Here is a 14,754-nt window from a genome sequence, read left to right as displayed (position 1 = left end):
AGGTTATATTTAACCTTAACTCCGCGCTTTAGGGAATAAATTCAGTTTCATTTTCTTATCAAGCATCTCTAACTTTTTTGGAACCTCCGAAATCAAATTGCAGTCGTCTAATTCAACCAAATATACTTTGCTTAACTCTAGCAAAACGTCTTTGGGTGAATGCTTATCTAAAATATCTGCTCGTTTCAATGTTTGCTCGATTTTAGAATAGATATATAATGATAAGAATGAAATGAAAATATGTCCAAATATGCTTTCATTATCCTGCAAATAGAGAATGTCTGAATGCAGAGAATTTTTATATGTATCAAATAGTTTTTCAATCCGATCTCTGCTTTTATATTGCATAAATATTTCTTTGGGATCGGAATCAAGATTGGACACTATCAAGATTTTTCCAGCACGTTCTTGTGAATTTGTGAGGTCAATCTCATCAATCTTATCCTCATCTAATTTTCGATATAGTGTAGTATTTTCTTCAAGTTTCAATTGTTGATCTTCGAATAAATACAAAAAGATGTTTTCATTTTTGCGCTTTCCACATTTGATTAATCTCTTTTGATAAAACATGTGTCCACTTAGATCAATACCTGTATTGTAAAGGCGACTATTTCTCCTAGCAGGAAGTATGAAATTCATGCCTTTTTCTAACAGGAATTGTATGGTGCCTTTCGAAAAAAATCCTCGATCTAATACAACAGTTCCGCCCTCTTTTCTAGCTTCAAGAATACTGTTGTAGAGACTTTTTATGTCACGGACGCTTCCCGGCAAAGTCCTAATCATTGTGGGAAGGCCTGTTGTCATTGAGCAAAATAATGCAATATTGATTTGAGGAACGTGAACTTTCCCTTTATTGTATCCTATCTCTGCAAAATTTATTGAAGAACGTGTTAATACTGTGCTTAAATCGTATACAAGCTCTTTATCCCTCATAGATAAAGCTTTAAACACGGAATCTTGGGCTCGACTATCTGATCCCACCAATTTTAAGATTTTGCTAAGATTTTTGGCATCTAATTGAGGATTTATTTCCTGTATATCATATATTTTATCCCAGGAACTCTTTATTCTCTTCAGGGGTGTATATCCCATAGCTCGCGTAATTGCTACCGCGTATATTTCCTTCCATTCATCTGGAAAAGCATCTTGAAGACATGCTCGTAAATCAGGAAGAAGATGATCAAATAATACGGCATTTCCATATTCCTTTATTCCTCTGAGATTCTTGCTAGTTATCGATCTCTTTACTCCCTCAGTAAATCCCTTAATGGGATCGATCTTCCCAATATAGTCAGAAGACTTAATCCTTTTCTTAAGCTGTTTACTCCAATGTGTCGTTGAATAATATACATAATGATGATTTCCTATTTTCTTTATTTCAAGTCCTTTCTTCCCCTGTTTTCTTTGCTCTTCAAGCCATAACCTAGCCCAGTCTTCCATGTATGGTATATTAGGGAATACATGTATATAACAATTTCCCTTTGAAAGCGGTTTATGATAGTGATATATCAAAAATTAGATGGAATTAAACCCTAAATTCGCGGAGTTAAGGATTTAACATGTAGTCAAATCTCACAAAGATTTAAACTCATTACGGATGCAAAGCCATTAAATGGAGGACAGGGTTGTCCCCTTATCTCGGAAAAGTGTATATCACAAGAGACCCCTAATTAGATCGGAGTAAATTAGGACGAGCCCTAAAAAGTGCTATCAGAAAGAGGTATAGATGCGGAGGACGGGAGTCGAACCCGCGAACACCTTCGTGACAGGGTCCTAAGCCCTGCGCCTTTAACCACTTGGCAACCCCCGCGCTTGCTATCGTTTTTCCTTACTCCTGCCCCCCGAAGCGTAGGGGCGGGGTACTCACTGCTTCGTGAGGTTAAAAGCATGTCGAAGCAGATCAACTATGAAATGCCTGCGGTCGATCAGGCCGCGAACCGATTTGAGCACCATATCAGAAGCATGGGCTTCAGAGACTCCACCATTAACGACTACGTTAATAGATTGCGCCGTTATCTAGCGTTTTGTGATACTATCAGCCCTGATCTTGCAGATGCAGAGCGATTCAGAGATAGTCTGATTGACCGCCGATTGTCGCGAAGCTCCATTAATAACTACTCATTCGTGATGAAAAACTATCATCAGATGATCGGCGCGCCTATCAAACTCCCTTTCCTCAAAATGGGAAGCAAACTCCCATATTACTTCGATGAAAATGATATACGGGCCATATTTAATGCAATTACTAATATAAAATACTTATGTGTATTGCAGATAGGTTTTTATGCCTCTCTCCGGGCCTCAGAAGTAGCGAACCTAGATGATTCGGATATTGATCTGATCAATAAAACGATAAGAATTAGGGGCGGTAAGAATGATAAAGACGCAATCCTATACCTCAATGATATCTGCATTGACACATTGAGAAAATATTTGAAAGTCCGGCCCAAAAAGATCATTGATGGGAAGCAACCCCCCCCTATTTTACAGCAACAGGAATAAGAGATATGATCGGACCCAAATTTACAATATCTTTCGAAGATGTAAAGAGCGGTCCGGGATAACCAAGCCTGGCGGGGTCCATGTCTTCTTCAGGCATAGCAGCGCCACACTATTACTAAATCGAGGGTGTGACCTGCTCACGGTTAAAGAACTTTTACGGCACAGGACATCAAAACTACAGAAAAGTATCTGCACCTCACAGATAGCGAAAAGCGAACCAAACATGATAGGTATCTGAGGTTGTGATGATGATGGAAGAGCCCGCTTTTATCACAATCCCATATCAAGAGTTCAAGGTAATCGTCCAAGAGGTGCACTCCCTCCGGGACCAAATCGCGGCCCTAGAAGCCCGCCAGACCGCCGATATAGAGCGTTTGGCGCTAGATATCGCCCTAGACCGCCAGAGACTAACCAAACTGGAAAAGGTTGAACCTCAGCCATTACAGAAGGATAGAGGAGAGATCCTCAGAGCCTTGATAGTGGCCAATGGGGGGAAGATGCTCGCGAAGGATGCCCGCCAAAAGATGCACCTGAGCAAGCAATTATTCTCTATGCTCATTAATTCGATGGATGATATTGAAACCAAGCCGTTGCACTCCGATAAACGTAAACTTGTATTGACCCTGAAATAGTTCAATTGAACTATCGACTAATTTGGGCATCGTCGTATAAACTCTAATCTCTGCATCAACAGCGCGGGATTTTGCGCGGTTTATTGATATTGATTAATTTGAAATAGATATAAATATAGAGCAATATATTAAAAAAAAGTTGGTTTGGAGAGATGGGCAGAAATTAGTTCAAGGTTCAATTGAACTAATTTTCAACTTCAGTGCTAGATGTAAACAATTTTGTTGTCTATCTGTTCTGCATATGCATCATAATACGAATAATTGATACTATTCTTACTAATTGAAGATATTATATAACCGTTGTTATCCAATTCGTTGGCGATATTTAGGTTCTTAATGGCTTCCGTATAGTTTTCTTGTTTCATTAATATATATCCTTTTGTTTGCCATGCCTCATGATTCGAAGGATCTATCTTTAAAGCGTTGTCAATAATTTTTATTGCTTCTTCAAATTCGCCGCAATCAATTAGAACCCTTGCTTTCAGAATCATTGGATCTAACGATATAGGATCAAATTCTAAGGCTTTATCTACTGCTTCCAAGGAACTACTAAATCTCTCAGGTGAATATGATTGACTGATCAACTTAACAGTAAACGCTGTTGATGCCTTAACCGGCACACTATATCCATAAACATTAAGAGTCCACTGTCCGCTTTCTGGCGAGTCTATCTGGACACCTAATTTTTCTGCGCCTAAATCCGCATTTTCCTCAGATGCAAGTCCACTGGGGTCCTCGAAAACAAGCGCCAACTCCGAGTTATTGTCATCAGCATTCAATCCCGCGGCAATTCTCCTAGTTTTTAATGGTACATCGAACGTATAATTCCAGATTTCCTTAGGTCCAACGGAACCTTTTAATATTTTCATTTGGGTGTCCTTATTGTTGATGATCGGGTATTCTGTATTCAAATCAATCAGCAGATCATCTACTATTTGATTAAGTCTGGCACCAACATAAAGACCTAATCCTTTGGCATTCCAGGCATTTGAATCTTCAGGAGATAAATTAATGGCAATATTGAATGCAGCTAGGGATTCATTCTGCTTAAACTGACTCGAAAGTATTACGCCTTTATTATACCAAGCGGTTGCATTCTTTGGGTCGAGTTCAATCACTTTATCATAGCATCTGATAGCAGCTTCCGAAAAATCAGAGCTGAAATAATCGCCCCTCTCCATCCAATAATTAGCTGTATTCTCTTGCCCTACTGCAAATGAAAACATTATATAAATCATTAATATAAGAATGATCTTTAGTCTAATAGTATTCCCTCCATGTTTGCTGGTTAACGGCATCAAAGATAAGAATTTGGATCATTAGCATGTGAAGCTGCCTCCAGCTAATTGCCTACAATATATTCTGGATGGCCTGAAGTCTGGCAGCCTTACTCTCTTCTCTCGCATATACCTTCAACTCACGCATTATAAGGGCCATCATTTCATCAGATTCTGTGCTGCAAATAATAATATAATTATATAAATCAATTGCACCAACGTAAATTTTTGCAGGTGGATAACGATCAGATATAACTATGTAGCCGCTATATGGTTTTGATACAAATGACGGGTTTAGACTCTGAAAATTATTTAGAAATTCCTCGGCATTAGTGTACGTTAAATTGATGTTCTCAAAGCCCGAATAAAATTTCATGAGCAGGTTCATAGCATTCGCGTTCATAAAGTCTTCATTGCTAATATTAAGATCTTCAGGTTGTTTAGGAGTATGAGTAGCCCTACGTAAAATTATATAGGTACTCTCGCCCTCGTTCCAAGACCACTCTAAGGTATCTGGGCCGCTCACTTCAGCATCTAAAGGTGGCGAATAGGCGCCCGTATCGATTGTATAGTTTTTCAGGTCGAACATCTTTGACGCTGCTGGTATTGTAGCCACTAACAGGCATGCAATAGCGAAAATCAAATATTTGGATCGCATAGTCCCTGGCCTCTTCCTGAGTTAGTTGCAGGATAGGGTTTATCCACAGGGTCCTAAGCCCTGCGCCTTTAACCACTTGGCAACCCCCGCGTTCTTCGGCATGCACCCCTTTTTGGGGCTCGGCCACATTAAAGAACTCAGCTCTACTAGAACTTTGCGATCCCCTTTAGGGCCCGCCTCCCGCCCGCGCCCTCCTGGCCGCCGCTATCAGCTCTCTCATCTCCCCAGGGGAGAGATCGTGCCTGTGCTTCTGATCATCCCACTCCCGCCGGAAGGGATAAAAGTACTCATAAAGCTCCAGAATAACCCGGGACCAGAGAACCGAACCCTCTTCTATCACTGCCATCTTGATATAAAGCGGCAGGATCTCGAAGATCCTCAGGTCGTACTTCTCGGAACGAAGATGGGAGACGAACTCCCTCCACAGCCCTGCCCTATCCTCTGCCTCCGGGGCCACCAGGCAGAGGTCTATGTCGCTATCCGGCCCGGCATCGCCCCGCGCCCAGGAGCCGTAGAGCAGCACTCCTAAAACCCTCTTCTCCCAGGAGGGCTCTGCCAGAAACTGCAGCTCTTTTCCTAGCCGTTCGGTAACGACCTCTCCAGCCATCCCTCCACCTCCTCTCCGAAGGCGACAATCCCACCCTCCAGATCCTTCATGCTCTGCATGGCCAGGAGATCACTTCTCGTTCTGCTTCTCTCCCATCAGCCAGGCCATCACCGCTTTGCTGGTGTGCATCCGGTTCTCCGCCTCATCGAATACCCGGGACCTGGGCCCGTCCATCACCTCATCGGTGATCTCCTGACCTCGGTGGGCAGGCAGGCAGTGCAGGGCAATGGCCCCATCACCTGCCAGGTCCATGAGCTGGGAATTGATCTGATACCGGCCGAATACCCTCAGCCGCTCTGCCTCCTCCGCCTCATCCCCCATGGAGACCCAGGTGTCGGTGACCAAAACGTCCGCTCCTCCGGCCGCCTCCTCCGGCTCCTCGACCACCCGCGGGCTTCCGCCCAATGCCCGGGCCTCTTCCAATATCTCGGCCTTTGGCCCATACCCGGGTGGGGAGGCTACAGTGATCTCCATCCTCAGGATGGCCGAGGCCAGAATCAAGGAGTTGCAGACGTTGTTCCCATCCCCAATCCAGCCGATCTGCAGGCCATCCAGAGCCTGGAAGTTCTGGCTCATGGTCTGGAGGTCGGCCAGTATCTGGAGCGGATGCTCCCAGTCGGACAGGGCATTGATCACCGGGACGCTGGCGTGCTCCGCCAGCTGGAGCACAGTGCCGTGAGAGTGGACCCGGGCGGTGATGCCATGCACATATCTGGACAGCACCCGGGCCGTATCGGCTATGGTCTCCCCCCGGCCCAGCTGCAATTCGTTGGCCGATAGGTATAGGGGATGGCCGCCCAGCTCCCAGGCTGCCACCTCCAGGCTGACCCGGGTCCTGGTGGAGGGCTTCTCGAAGATCATGGCCAGGCTCTTTCCCTCCAGGGGCTGGCCATGCCGGCCGCGCCTGGCCCGGAAGGCCTCAGCGCTCTGGATCAGCCGCAGTATATCCTCTCCAGAGAGGTCGGCAATGGAGATCAGATTCATGTCAGAATCCTCCTTTCCGGGGCCCTTGCCCTAGGCCCGCAGCCTCTGCAGGATCTCATCCATCTGGGTGATGCCCTCACTGCTGGGGGATACCACTGCCCGAATCCCCCTGAACCCCGAAGCACCGGCCGGGCAGGACTCATCCCCCTCCAGCTGATTGGACCAGGGGCTTTTTATCATGAACGCCAGACCCGGATGGGGCTTATCGACAGAGGCTGTGGCATTCAGCACAATCCGGTTCAGCTCGTTTTCCAGCAGAACCTTCCCCCCCTCTGCTACCCCCAGGCTGGCCATATCCCCCTTGTCCAGGATGATGCTGGCACTGAGTTTGAGATACTCCTCCGAGTGCAATCCCATCTTTCCCGCCCCGTACTGGAAGATATCCTGGTAGGTGACAACCTTCACATCCACTGCCATTTCAAATCGCCTCCATGATCCTGGTCAAAATCTGTTCATCCGCAAGCTGGTTGGTCTTCATTGATGGCTCGAAGGTGATCCGCACCCCATCCGTTCTCAGCGCCGTGCCCTTGGTCTCCAGACCTGATATGGCAGAAGGAATCACCACCCGGGCAACATCTGCGGTCAGGGACCGGCGGGGATCGATGGCGACGATGGGGGCAGCAGCAAAAGCCCTCGCCAGGCCAAGAGGCAGATCCAGCAGGGGATCAGAGCCCAGAACCAAAATGCCGTCCGCCCCCTTCACCGCCTCCACCAGGCTGGGGGCCTCCGCCGCCTCTCCGGAGGCAGTGAACTTGACCCCTTTGACCCTTCCTGTCCGGTCGAACAATAGCTGGCTGTACCCGCGGGAATTGTATTGGCCGGTCATGGGAACCACCTTGAATGTGGTGATCTCATTCAGCCGTCGAACCAACTCCTCGAACCGATCCATCTGATCCTGCAGGGAGACGAGCATAGCCGGACCGGGGAAGATCACCCCGTACTCGGTCTTCTTGATTATGGAGCCAAGCTCAATCATCTTCTTCTTGTCCCCGAACTTGGGGATTTTCCCCTCCAGCACCGCCAGGATCGCCTCCAGGAACTGCAGATCCTCTCCAGGCAAGACCCGATAGGTGGTGTTGGGACAAAGCCGGGCGGTGGGCGACTCCCTCACATCCACCACGATACAGGTCCTCTCCTCCTCGTAGCTCTTCTGCCTTTTCTCGCCTCGGGGGAAATAGGAGAACCGGGACAGATGCCTGGGCTGGGTGCTGGATGGGTCCGAACCCCAGAAGATGGAGGTATCAGCGAAGTTGCGCACATCATCCAGAGTGCAACTGGGAATCTTCCCGGAGAGGATCCTCTCCATGAGCTGCCCCTCGCAATAACTGGAGGGATCATCAACGAACGCCCCGATCTTCGCCGCCAGGGCGAGCCCCACCTCCTGCGCCTCCAGGGTGCAGTTGGACCAGCCGTAGATCACGGGCGCGCTGGCGTTCCTTAAAATCTCCGCCGCCCTTTCTATCGCCTGATCTAAAGAAACCTCACTGCCCTCCACCAGAGGCCCCGTCCTCTCGCTGAATAGGGCCTGATAGTGGGCCTGGCCTTTGCGGCAGAGGTTCCTGGCCTGGGAGACAGACCCAGAGCCAGCGTCCGGAAAAAGTATGTCCTCGCATATGAGCGAGCAGCCTGTACAGGTCTTATAATTGAATTCTGTCATCTGCATCACCTCAGACGAACTCTATGGCCTTGCTCGGACAGGTCGCAGTGCAGGCATTGCACAGAATCTTATTCGGCCCGAAGCGCTTGCATTCTTGCAGGTTATTGGCCACTACCACCCCGTCCTCCACCCGGAGGATGACACGATCCCCCTCCGGACCGAGGCCAGCGCCGACCCTGGTGGGCTCGGCCGCCACATTCACCGGACAGGCGATCACGCAGTTGCCGCAGCCAAAACACTTCTCCGGATGAATGACAAGGCCGGTCTCTGAGGCGCTCTCCAGTGGAGCCACGATCTCCTTCAGCTTGGCGAGCTTCGCCTCATATTTCTTCTCTTCGAATAGAGGAGTGCACTCCTCCAGCTTCTTCTCCCGGCCCAAGAGGCCCACGGCAAAAGCCATGCAGGTGGGAAGCCCGCACTTCTTGCAGTTGGTCTTGGGCAATAGCATATAAATCTCCATGGCGCTTACCATAACCAGATACCTCAGTTTGGGAAGGATACAGCAGTAACATCAATCTCGATCATATTTATTGCCTGCGCAAAGCTTTTCATACTTCTTCAGGAATTGTCTTTTCAATGCCCTTCAGCAATCCCATTGCCCTTTTGGGCCTCCTTGGCATAATACCCCTGGTAATAATCTACCTCATCCGGCCCCAGCCAAAGGAGATCCGCTTCTCCTCCATCCAGTTCTTGCGAGAGGGGGAGGCGAAGCGCACCGCCGTCCTCAGCCGTCTGATAAGCGATCCCCTCTTCTGGGTGCAGCTCTTGGCCATCTGCTCTCTCTCCCTCGCCGCAGCCGGGCCCTACACCAACGAACAGGGGCCGGCAAGCAGCCATCTGGTAGTAGTCCTGGACGGCTCTGCGAGCATGCAGTCCTCATTCTCCCCCGCCCAGAACATCATCCGTTCATACCTCGACCGCTATGAGAGAATCAGCATCATCTTAGCAAAAAACGTTCCACAAACGGTCCTCACCGAGGGCAGTCCAGCTGAGGCCCGAGATCAACTCCCACAATTTAAGCCGGCTGCAGTCTCAGCAGACCTCTCCAGCGCACTGACCCAGGCCAGCATACTCCTGGGCAGCACCGGGGGGGATATTCTTCTGGTCTCGGATTTCATCAGCTGGACGGGAGACGATCCCGATGTCACCCGCAATCTCATCGAGGCCGGCGGCCGGGTGGGAATAGTCTTTGCCGACTCATACCAGGGAGGGAACAACCTGGCCCTGACAGAGGGCTGGAATGTGCCGGGAACGGGATACGTAAACCATACTGCTCTGATTCACAACTACGGCCCGACAAGAACCATACCCATTACCATCACCGGCCCGGGCGGCAAGACCAGCCAGGCAGCTGCAATCCCACAGGACGGCGACTACTACCTATCCTTCACCGCCTATCCCGGGGTGAATGAGATCTCTCTGGACATTGAGGACGCCATCTCCTGGGACAACCGGGCTTATGTCTATGTGCCAGACCAGGCTAAGAGGGACGTTCTTTATCTGGGCGAGGCCGGGCCAGCCCTAAAAGCCCTCCAGTCCCTGCCAAATGTTATTGTTATGACCTCAGGCAGGTACTCGGACTTCGATCTGATCGTCCTGGCAAGGAATGCCTCGGCCGATGGCGAGCTCAACCGCTACATCGACGGCGGCCGGGTGATCTACCTCCCCTTCGATCTTGAGAGCCCCCAATATCTCCCGGTGAGGGTGACGGGAAAGCTCCCCGGCCCCACCAGGCTTTGGGTGAGAAATTTTGGTTTTGCCGAGGGCCTGCACTTCGATGAGATCGGGATTTACAGCTACCCGGACGCTGCTGCTCGCAGGGGCGCGACCACCATGGTGGAAGCCAATGGTGCCCCCATCCTCGCCTACTGGCGGCTGGGCGAGGGGATTGTGATCTATGACGGCCTGGAGATGGACTCGGACTTCTATCTGCGCCCCGAATACCCCATATTCTGGTATCAGATGATCAACTGGATGACGGGGGTGCCGGATATAGAAGACTCCAACCGGAAGACCGGGGAGATCATAGCCACAGGCGAGCAATCCACCATCCAAACCCCCAGCATCAGCCTCATCGCCAGCACTATTTCCCTGGACGAGGTGGGAATCTATCGCTTCCAGGGACGAACGGTGGCGGCGAACATGTACAACCCCACCGAGTCCTCCCTTCTCCGCAGCCGAGATTTCGAGCAGGGTGAATTTCTAGGAGTGGTTCGCAATACCATTGTACAGAGGGATTTATCCCCCTGGGTGATAGCCCTAGCCGCCCTGGCCATCATTCTGGAGCTGGCCATCATGCGCTGGAGGAGGGAGACATGATCCAGGATCTCTATTTCGCTCGGCCGGAACTCCTCTGGGCCCTGCCACCCCTAGCCCTGTTGGGGCTGGTCTACGTCCACCTTCGGGCCAGGAATAAGATCCTCGCCCTCTCCAGGCTGCTGATCTTCTGCTTGATACTGGCAGCGGCTGCAAACCCCTATTTTGTTCAAACCCAGGTCGTCCAATCGCAAAAGCCGAGCATCACCGTCCTGGATGACAAGACCGGATCGATGACGGTATTCGATCCCGATGTGGCGGCACGAGTTGCCGATCTGACCGGGGCTTCTTTGCGCACATTCTCCGGTGACTCGACTCCCCTGGGGGACAGGATCCTCCAGCATGCCCTTCCAGGAAGCACAATCCTCCTGGTGACGGATGGCTACAGCAATAGCGGCCGATCGCTAGAAGATGCCCTCGCCCTGGCCAGGAGCTCGAATAGCACTGTCTTTGCCCTGGACATCGATCCGGTGAAAGGCGATGCCGGGGTGGAGATATCAGGACCAAACACCGCTGTCCTGGGAGGGGACTACCCCTTCCGGGTGATGGTGAGAAGCTCCCTTGACTACAGCGGACCCCTATCGGTCTATGCCGATGAGAAAAAGATCTACAGCGACCAGATCCAGGCCAATGGGAGCGCCTCGATCAAGATCTCTCATTCCTTCCTGGAGACGGGAAACCATATCCTCAGAGCGGTGATCGCCCCGGATATGCAGCCGGCAAACGATGTTTACCAGAAGTCGATATATGTCGTCCCCAAGCCGGAGGTTCTCCTCCTCACCTCAAGCGACTCGTCCCTGGCCCAGAACCTGGATGATCTTTATAAGCTGACTGCAGCCTCTGAGCTTCCCCCCAGCCTGGATAGCTATAAGTCCATTATCCTTGACGATATCGAATACAGCTCGAGCCTCGACCGGCTGGAGGATTATGTGCGCGAGGGTGGCGGCCTGGTGGTAGTGGGAGGCAAGAATTCCTACGACCTGGGAGAATACCGCAACTCGACTCTGGAGAGGTTCCTGCCTGTGCAGTCCTTTCCCAGCCGCTTTGAGGGAGGCAAGACGCTCATCTTCGTCCTGGACATCTCCTTCAGCCTGCTGTCCACTCTCACCAAGGACGGGACCACCCTGCTAGACTATGAGAAAGCCCTGGCGGTGGAGCTGTTGCATTCCCCCCAGTTCCAGGATTACAATGTGGGACTGGTGGTCTTTGGAACCCGGGCCTATAATGTGATCGATCCCGTGCCCTTATCCCGGAGCCAGAACGTCCTCGCGGACAGAATCGCTACCCTTGCCCCCACAGGAACGGAAAACAGCTATCTTGACTCTGGCCTCGAGCTGGCCAGAGATATGATCCAGGCCAGCGGAGGCGAGGGGGAGATGATTGTCCTCTCCGATGGAAACCTCCAGAACTATGGGGATGTCGTAGTACGATCCAAGGAGCTGATCCGGGAGATGAACATCACCACCAGGCTGATTCAGGTCCAGGCCATCCCTGGCGCGACGGGTAGCTTCCCGGATATCGCCAGCAGCACGGGCTCGGAGTTCACCTATTTCGTTTATCCCGACTCTCTGACCACCATCAGCACCCCTCTGCCCGAGGAGACGAGGCCGCCGGAGAAGAACATCACTAGCTACGACCTGGCAGTGGTCAACCAGAACCACTATATCACCACCGATCTGGAGCTGAACGCCACCATCACTGGCTTCAATGATGTCACCCCCAAACCCGGCTCTTTGAGGCTGGTGGCACTGACCGATGGCAAGCCCGTCCTCACCGTCTGGCGTTACGGCCTGGGGAGGGTAGCGGCCCTGACCACAGACAACGGCATTTCCTGGGCCGGTCTGCTATATCGCAGCCCCAGCTCTCAGCTGATATCCTCCGTCGTCAACTGGGCGGTGGGCGATCCCCGGCCGCAGGAAGACAGAGTGGAGGGAGAGGATGGATGGCAGAACACTCCCTTGCAGATCACCATTGCCAGCAACTCCCGGCCCAGCCTGCCCGGGGCGAACGTGGAAAAGATAGGGGACAATAGATACACGGCGACGTTTACTCCCAACAGCAGCGGCATCTACTATATAGGAGACTACGGAGTTGCTGTCAACTACCCCCTGGAGTACAGATACATCGGATACAATCCAGATCTTCCCAGCCTGATCATGGCCAATGGAGGCAAGGTCTTCACCGAGGAGGAAGCGGGGAGGAGCCTGATTGCAGAAGCATCTCGGGTCAGCCAGAGGATGACAGAAGAGAGGGTATCCAGAAGGGACGCTCTGCTCATCATCGCCCTCTTGATATTCCTGTTGGAGATTGTATCAAGAAAGATCAATGACATACGAAGGCAGGGGCGGACAAAGCCGTGAGGTCACCATCAGATTTTAATAGCATAATCAGCCTGTAGTGAGATATATTATGGAGGTAACTGCCACCAAATGAGTTCTCAAATGTGTGCCGTCTGCGGCCTTCCACAGGAGCTATGCATCTGCGAGGAGGTTGCCAAGGAGCAGCAAAGGATCGTAGTCAAAGTTCAGAAGCGTAGATATGGAAAAGAGGTGACAGTTATCCAGGGCATTGATCCTCATGAGATCGATCTGCAGGAGCTGTGCACTCACCTGAAATCCAAGCTGGCCTGCGGCGGGACGGTAAAGGACAGTCTGATCGAGCTTCAAGGCAATCATATACAAAGGATCAAGGATATCCTGGTCAAGAAGGGATTCGGCGCAGACCAGATAAGCACCTGAATCCCATTTCGCAGGTTTTTATCGATGGGCAGGCAGATCCTAACTTACGTATTTTCTTTGCTCATTTTCTTTTCTTAAAAAAGGATTGATTATGATGAGGGAGAGCGCAATGCCTGGCTGCCCCCCTCCTCTTGAATTGCATTGGAAGGAGCCACCTCGTCTGAGCTCATAACAATTGAGAATATCCACTCGCTCAGGCTGGCGCAATGCTCGGGAATGCATTCCTCTATGCAGCCGGCGCAGGGCTCAAAGGCATCCAGAGCCATAAGAGGATCGAAACGTCTGCCGCTAGTCCTGCTGACGCAAAAGAGCCTATAAGTCCTGATGCCGTCGACCGACTCCACCTCTCGGGTAATATGGCGATCTTTGAGCAGCTTGGCCACTATGCGAGAGCATTTTCTGGAATCGATCTTCAGAGCCTTCCATAGATCGCTTTGCAGGGCTCCCTCAGGATGCGATTTAATGTAATCTAATGCTTCCTCGACAGACATCCCCGACACTCACTCCACTGGGCTGATTAGAATGATGTTATTGCCGCGCAGGATGACCGATCCCAAAGAGCGAGTCTTCTCGCCCCCGATCAGCTCCACGGTCTCCAGCAAGTGCAGGTTCAAGTACTCATCTACGCTGTTGAGAACACCCTCCAGCACGTATCGGGGTGATCCCTTCATCTCTACCTGAATCTTGCTACCTACCAGACTCTGTACCTTCTTAGTTGGGAACATATTTCAGACTCCTTGGCCACTTCGACGGATAACCCTTATGCAGTTTCACTGGTCTATATTGATGCGGTCGATACCCGTCATATCTAGACGGATACCACACCTTTTATCCCAGCGACGCTCTTCACGAGCTCCTTCTCGATGAAGTTCTTCAGGGTCATCTGGGAGAATGGACAGCCCGCACAATGCCCCTGCAGCCTTACGGTCACAATGCCATCACTGATATCGACGAGCTCAACATCTCCGCCGTCCACGCGAAGGCCCTCCCGGATCTTTCCCAGGGCCGCCTCCACCTCGTCATTTAGGTTTTGCATGAGTATTATCGTCTCCTTTAACCTTTATGGAATTAACCTGGTGCCCGATTATGGTAAACCTTATCCCTTTTAAAGCTTCCTCGAGCTCTTTTATGAGCCGCTGACACTTATCTGGGCCTACAACGGTATTGACCATGACTCCGGGCTCTGAATGATCTCGGATGGCCTTCAATGCCATATCGGGATCCTCGCTCAGCTGGAAGCTCTTCCAGTTGGTGGGTGCCATTCCTTGATACTCAATGAGATAAAAGCCGGTGATTCCAAGCTCCGTCAAGCTGTTGATGACTCTGACGAGATGCTCGTGATCTACAAAAATCTTGACCATGGTCTTCATGGAGTTTCCTCAC

General features: G+C 50.8%; 18 protein-coding genes and 2 tRNA genes. 6 read left to right on the top strand and 14 right to left on the bottom strand.

What is annotated here, in order from left to right; translation table 11 throughout:
* Positions 1 to 15: 15 nt before the first annotated feature.
* Both MCON_RS07505 and MCON_RS07500 read right to left on the bottom strand, forming a co-directional pair.
* On the bottom strand, positions 16 to 1,440 hold the full coding sequence (locus MCON_RS07505) for a transposase (protein WP_013719401.1): 1,425 nt from the start codon (positions 1,438 to 1,440) through the stop codon (positions 16 to 18).
* A 287-nt stretch (positions 1,441 to 1,727) separates the two neighbouring features.
* Positions 1,728 to 1,810 (bottom strand) — tRNA-Leu (locus MCON_RS07500).
* Between the two features lie 77 nt (positions 1,811 to 1,887).
* Between MCON_RS07500 and MCON_RS07495 the strand changes: the two genes are divergently transcribed.
* The 3 genes from MCON_RS07495 to MCON_RS16495 are packed head-to-tail and all read left to right on the top strand — an operon-like array spanning position 1,888 to position 3,134.
* Positions 1,888 to 2,502 carry a tyrosine-type recombinase/integrase gene (locus MCON_RS07495; protein WP_048132110.1) on the top strand — a complete coding sequence of 205 codons (615 nt, stop codon included), beginning with the start codon at positions 1,888 to 1,890 and terminating at the stop codon, positions 2,500 to 2,502.
* Positions 2,462 to 2,740 carry a tyrosine-type recombinase/integrase gene (locus MCON_RS17115; protein WP_083804688.1) on the top strand — a complete coding sequence of 93 codons (279 nt, stop codon included), beginning with the start codon at positions 2,462 to 2,464 and terminating at the stop codon, positions 2,738 to 2,740. The genes MCON_RS07495 and MCON_RS17115 overlap by 41 nt, the downstream gene beginning before the upstream one ends.
* Positions 2,741 to 2,747: 7 nt before the next feature.
* The gene (locus tag MCON_RS16495; protein ID WP_013719399.1) at positions 2,748 to 3,134 is read left to right on the top strand and encodes a hypothetical protein; all 387 of its coding nucleotides are present in this window, start codon (positions 2,748 to 2,750) and stop codon (positions 3,132 to 3,134) included.
* 203 nt (positions 3,135 to 3,337) lie between these two features.
* Here MCON_RS16495 and MCON_RS07485 read toward each other — a convergent pair whose 3' ends face one another.
* The 8 genes from MCON_RS07485 to MCON_RS07455 form a co-directional block, all read right to left on the bottom strand.
* Positions 3,338 to 4,360, bottom strand: a complete 1,023-nt coding sequence (locus MCON_RS07485; protein WP_162145009.1) for a tetratricopeptide repeat protein — start codon at positions 4,358 to 4,360, stop codon at positions 3,338 to 3,340.
* A gap of 124 nt (positions 4,361 to 4,484) precedes the next feature.
* Positions 4,485 to 5,000 (bottom strand): hypothetical protein, encoded by a 516-nt coding sequence (locus MCON_RS07480; RefSeq protein WP_232844361.1) that lies wholly within the window; start codon positions 4,998 to 5,000, stop codon positions 4,485 to 4,487.
* Between the two features lie 95 nt (positions 5,001 to 5,095).
* Positions 5,096 to 5,159: transfer RNA gene (locus tag MCON_RS16115), tRNA-Leu, on the bottom strand.
* A gap of 76 nt (positions 5,160 to 5,235) precedes the next feature.
* Positions 5,236 to 5,676, bottom strand: coding sequence for a nucleotidyltransferase domain-containing protein (locus MCON_RS07475; protein ID WP_013719396.1), 441 nt, complete (start codon positions 5,674 to 5,676; stop codon positions 5,236 to 5,238).
* Between the two features lie 69 nt (positions 5,677 to 5,745).
* Positions 5,746 to 6,660, bottom strand: a complete 915-nt coding sequence (gene argF / locus MCON_RS07470) for an ornithine carbamoyltransferase (protein ID WP_013719395.1) — start codon at positions 6,658 to 6,660, stop codon at positions 5,746 to 5,748.
* Positions 6,661 to 6,690: 30 nt separating this feature from the next.
* Positions 6,691 to 7,077, bottom strand: coding sequence for a molybdopterin dinucleotide binding domain-containing protein (locus MCON_RS07465; RefSeq protein ID WP_013719394.1), 387 nt, complete (start codon positions 7,075 to 7,077; stop codon positions 6,691 to 6,693).
* 1 nt (position 7,078) lies between these two features.
* On the bottom strand, positions 7,079 to 8,317 hold the full coding sequence (locus MCON_RS07460; protein ID WP_013719393.1) for a formylmethanofuran dehydrogenase subunit B: 1,239 nt from the start codon (positions 8,315 to 8,317) through the stop codon (positions 7,079 to 7,081).
* Positions 8,318 to 8,327: 10 nt separating this feature from the next.
* Entirely contained in the window at positions 8,328 to 8,789 is a 462-nt protein-coding gene (locus MCON_RS07455) for a (Fe-S)-binding protein (RefSeq protein ID WP_013719392.1), read from the bottom strand.
* Positions 8,790 to 8,893: 104 nt separating this feature from the next.
* Here MCON_RS07455 and MCON_RS07450 point away from each other — a divergent pair, with 104 nt between their 5' ends.
* The 3 genes from MCON_RS07450 to yciH all read left to right on the top strand — a co-directional run bounded on the left by MCON_RS07450 (position 8,894) and on the right by yciH (position 13,371).
* Positions 8,894 to 10,636, top strand: coding sequence for a BatA domain-containing protein (locus tag MCON_RS07450; protein WP_013719391.1), 1,743 nt, complete (start codon positions 8,894 to 8,896; stop codon positions 10,634 to 10,636).
* On the top strand, positions 10,633 to 12,993 hold the full coding sequence (locus MCON_RS07445; RefSeq protein WP_013719390.1) for a vWA domain-containing protein: 2,361 nt from the start codon (positions 10,633 to 10,635) through the stop codon (positions 12,991 to 12,993). The genes MCON_RS07450 and MCON_RS07445 overlap by 4 nt, the downstream gene beginning before the upstream one ends.
* Positions 12,994 to 13,062: 69 nt before the next feature.
* Complete coding sequence (yciH, locus tag MCON_RS07440; RefSeq protein WP_013719389.1) at positions 13,063 to 13,371, top strand: stress response translation initiation inhibitor YciH; 309 nt, start codon at positions 13,063 to 13,065, stop codon at positions 13,369 to 13,371.
* Positions 13,372 to 13,460: 89 nt separating this feature from the next.
* On the opposite strand, the gene MCON_RS07435 is transcribed toward yciH, so the two are convergent.
* The 4 genes from MCON_RS07435 to MCON_RS07420 form a co-directional block, all read right to left on the bottom strand.
* Positions 13,461 to 13,862, bottom strand: a complete 402-nt coding sequence (locus MCON_RS07435) for a helix-turn-helix transcriptional regulator (protein ID WP_013719388.1) — start codon at positions 13,860 to 13,862, stop codon at positions 13,461 to 13,463.
* 9 nt (positions 13,863 to 13,871) lie between these two features.
* Positions 13,872 to 14,096, bottom strand: coding sequence for an LSM domain-containing protein (locus MCON_RS07430; protein ID WP_048132106.1), 225 nt, complete (start codon positions 14,094 to 14,096; stop codon positions 13,872 to 13,874).
* 83 nt (positions 14,097 to 14,179) lie between these two features.
* Entirely contained in the window at positions 14,180 to 14,407 is a 228-nt protein-coding gene (locus MCON_RS07425) for a NifU family protein (protein WP_013719386.1), read from the bottom strand.
* Positions 14,391 to 14,741, bottom strand: a complete 351-nt coding sequence (locus tag MCON_RS07420; RefSeq protein ID WP_013719385.1) for an MJ1244 family protein — start codon at positions 14,739 to 14,741, stop codon at positions 14,391 to 14,393. Before MCON_RS07420 ends, MCON_RS07425 begins: the two co-directional genes overlap by 17 nt.
* Positions 14,742 to 14,754 lie beyond the last annotated feature (13 nt).

It is taken from the genome of Methanothrix soehngenii GP6, assembly GCF_000204415.1.
In the GTDB taxonomy this organism is placed as follows: Archaea; Halobacteriota; Methanosarcinia; order Methanotrichales; family Methanotrichaceae; genus Methanothrix; species Methanothrix soehngenii.
This window is presented reverse-complemented; position numbering and strand designations above follow the sequence as displayed.